Source organism: Prevotella sp. C561 (genome assembly GCF_000224595.1).
GTDB classification, from domain to species: domain Bacteria; phylum Bacteroidota; class Bacteroidia; order Bacteroidales; family Bacteroidaceae; genus Prevotella; species Prevotella jejuni.
In genome coordinates, this window is sequence record NZ_JH114140.1 from 202035 (window position 1) to 205137 (window position 3103).

Sequence of the window (3103 nt, forward strand, 5' to 3'; positions counted from 1 at the left end):
TATTCAACGTCAAGACTTATCAAACCTTTGGCTGCAAGTACTAATACGACTTGTGTGAAGATATTGTTGATTCCTTTTTCACACGATTACGAAAACGATTGATGGTAATAAAATCAGGCTGCTCATATCCTGCCAGATAGATGAAATGAATGTCACGCTTGAGAAGCGACTCTATGCGACGGCAGGAATAGATATTATTCATATAGGCGTAAAGAATCACCTTGAGCATCATTTGTGGATGATAAGGCTTGCGACCACTGGGCTTATAAAGCTTGTAGACATTATCCAACATAAGATTATCCACCAAGGCGTCTAAAAGACGAACAGGGTCATCTTCTGCGATATCCTTATCGATTCTTTGAGGAAAAAGAATCATTTTCTTGTGTATGTAAGAACGAAAGTGTACCTTTGTCATAATGAGAATTTTTGAATGCCTAAAGGTACAAAAACTTTAGGAAATAGCAAAGCCCTGGCTCTCGCGATTTGTTTCGCAGTGCTTTTCTTAGTTTGGATATTTCTTCCAACTTCGGTATATTCCAGAATACTTGGTTTGATTAGTAATGCTTTGGGCTTTCTAAGCATGGTTCTATCCTATCGGTCAGAGGAGAAAAACAAGAAGAGAACGGAATGAAGTAAATTCTAATTTATCGAACAGACAGATATGGCAAAACGAGAGTACATACAGGCCAACAAGGATTGGCTGGAGGCAAAAGCCCAGGAGGAAGGCGTGAAGGCACTTCCGAAGGGAATATATTATAAGGTGTTAGCAGAGGGTGATGCCCAAAGTGGCAAGCCCAGTGTAAGAAGTATCGTGTCGGCTCACTATACTGGCAAGACCATCAATGGCAAGACATTCGACAGTAGCCGTGGCGGTGTGCCGTTGGCTTGCAGGCTATGTGACCTCATTGAGGGCTGGATCATCGCCATGCAGCAGATGCACATCGGTGACAAATGGGAAGTCTATATCCCAGCCGAAATGGGCTATGGCAAATTCTCCCAGCCAAGCATTCCCGGTGGTTCGACATTGATATTTGAAATTGAGCTGTTAGGAATAGCATAAAGCATATGACGATATGAATCCCGTAGCCATTCGACTCCTCAACCAGCAACTCATCGCTCCACAGTTCGACACACCTGCCGAAGTAGTGCGTTATATGGGTGCCATGCAAGCGCAAGAATATCGCATGATGCGCTGGGCGGTGGCCATGCGCACTCGCAAGCCTTCGTACAATGCCTTTAAGAAAGCGTTCGACGAAGGCGAGATAATCCGTCTTCACCTGATGCGAGGCACTTGGCAACTTGTCTCGGCAGAGGACTACTGGATGCTGATTGACCTTTGTGCGCCCAAAGCGCTTGCTGCAATCAAAAGCTGGATGCGTAGCAATAGAATCAGCATATCGGAGGAGGAAGAAAAAAATATCCGCAAGATAATCTTTCAAGCTGTCAGCGACAAGGGAAGTGCAACGAAAGAGGACATCGTGCAGTCATTGGCAAGGAAAGATATTCAGATGGATGAACACAGACTATCGTACCATATACGCATGGCAGAGATTTCCGGGACTATATGTAGTGGAGAACTATTGCCGCTCAAAGCCATCTATGCACTTACTTCCAACAAAGTGAAGCCCAAGGTAAAGATGGACAAGGACGAAGCCCTGATGCGTTTTACCCGCAAGTATTTCCAGAGCCGTCAACCAGCCACGCTGGAGGATTTCGTCTGGTGGTCAGGATTGAACGTCAGCGACTGTAGAAGAGGCATAGAGCTATTAGGCCATACCATTCACGAAGAGAAATGGCAAGGCAGGGAGTTCTACCTGACCGACGATTATCGCACACGAGGTTTCCGCAAGGGAAAGTTCCTGCTGATTCCTCCATACGATGAATACCTCATCAGCTACAAGTCACGCGACATTGTGCTCCCTCCTGAGTATCGGCACCGTGCCCACAACAACAGTGGTATCTTTCAGCCGGTCGTGGCTTACGACGGCATCATTTCCGGCAATTGGTCTCCGTTCAAAGATAATTGCCAGATAGAGTTCTTCCAGGGAGGTCATGACATGGAACATGTCAAGGAGGCTTGGCACGAGTACATTAAATATAAATAAGAGAATTGAGATATGAATCATCTGGAACATCCTGATAGCATTGATGGGATTATCAAAGAAGTTTCGGCAAAGGACACTCATGTGCTCTACCGTGAAGTGATGTCGATTACGGACACGATGGACGTTCTACGAGCCAAGTGGAACGTAGAGATCCTGACGGCAATTATTTGTGGGCAGACAAGGTTCAAGGATATTCTGGCAGTAGTGAAGGGCATCAGCGAGAATGTGCTCTCAGACCGTCTCAGGCAGTTGGCTGACGACCGTCTGATTGATAAACAGGAATGCTATGGTTATCCGCCACGGGTGGAGTATCGGCTGACGGAACACGGCAAGCAACTCTATGTGGTACGTAACAACGCAAGCACTGACCCATTTGTTCCTGTAACTTGGCGCGGTTCTTTTCCACGGTTCTCTTTCAAACGAAGGTATACTTGTTGGCTTTCGATTCTATCTTTGTGCCGTCAATATATTCAACGTCAAGACTTATCAAACCTTTGGCTGCAAGTATTAATACAACCTGTGTGAAGATATTGTTGATTTCCTTTTTCACACGATTACGAAAACGATTGATGGTTATAAAATTAGGCTGCTCATATCCTGCCAGATAGATGAAATGAATGTCACGCTTGAGGAGCGACTCTATACGACGGCAGGAATAGATATTATTCATATAGGCGTAAAGAATCACCTTGAGCATCATTTGTGGATAATAAGGCTTGCGACCACTGGGCTTATAAAGCTTGTAGACATTATCCAACATAAGATTATCCACCAAGGCGTCTAAAAGATGAACAGGGTCATCTTCTGCGATATCCTTATCGATTCTTTGAGGAAAAAGAATCATTTTCTTGTGTATGTAAGAACGAAAGTGTACCTTTGTCATAATGAGATTTTTTGTATGCCTAAAGGTACAAAAACTTTAGGAAATAGCAAAGCCCTGGCTTGAGAAAGTCGGGGCTTTGTGCATAAAAAGAGGATGTGGACATTTTGACACACCC

3 protein-coding genes and 2 pseudogenes are annotated in these 3103 nt (G+C 44.7%); 3 read left to right on the forward strand and 2 right to left on the reverse strand.

What is annotated here, in order from left to right; genetic code table 11:
- Nucleotides 1-415 (reverse strand): annotated as a pseudogene (locus tag HMPREF0666_RS02375) (transposase); the annotation flags it as partial.
- A 246-nt stretch (nucleotides 416-661) separates the two neighbouring features.
- Here HMPREF0666_RS02375 and HMPREF0666_RS02380 point away from each other — a divergent pair.
- From HMPREF0666_RS02380 to HMPREF0666_RS18615, 3 genes are all read left to right on the forward strand, one after another.
- A complete protein-coding gene (locus HMPREF0666_RS02380) occupies nucleotides 662-1060 on the forward strand; it encodes an FKBP-type peptidyl-prolyl cis-trans isomerase (RefSeq protein WP_009010702.1) in 399 nt (132 codons plus the stop codon).
- A 13-nt stretch (nucleotides 1061-1073) separates the two neighbouring features.
- Complete coding sequence (locus HMPREF0666_RS02385) at nucleotides 1074-2105, forward strand: winged helix DNA-binding domain-containing protein (protein ID WP_009010703.1); 1032 nt, start codon at nucleotides 1074-1076, stop codon at nucleotides 2103-2105.
- A 117-nt stretch (nucleotides 2106-2222) separates the two neighbouring features.
- The gene (locus HMPREF0666_RS18615) at nucleotides 2223-2630 is read left to right on the forward strand and encodes a winged helix-turn-helix transcriptional regulator (RefSeq protein ID WP_369750531.1); all 408 of its coding nucleotides are present in this window, start codon (nucleotides 2223-2225) and stop codon (nucleotides 2628-2630) included.
- On the opposite strand, the pseudogene HMPREF0666_RS02390 reads toward HMPREF0666_RS18615, so the two are convergent.
- A pseudogene (locus tag HMPREF0666_RS02390) lies at nucleotides 2524-2988 on the reverse strand (IS1182 family transposase); the annotation flags it as partial. The gene HMPREF0666_RS18615 and the pseudogene HMPREF0666_RS02390 sit on opposite strands and share 107 nt — an antisense overlap.
- Between the last annotated feature and the right edge of the window lie 115 nt (nucleotides 2989-3103).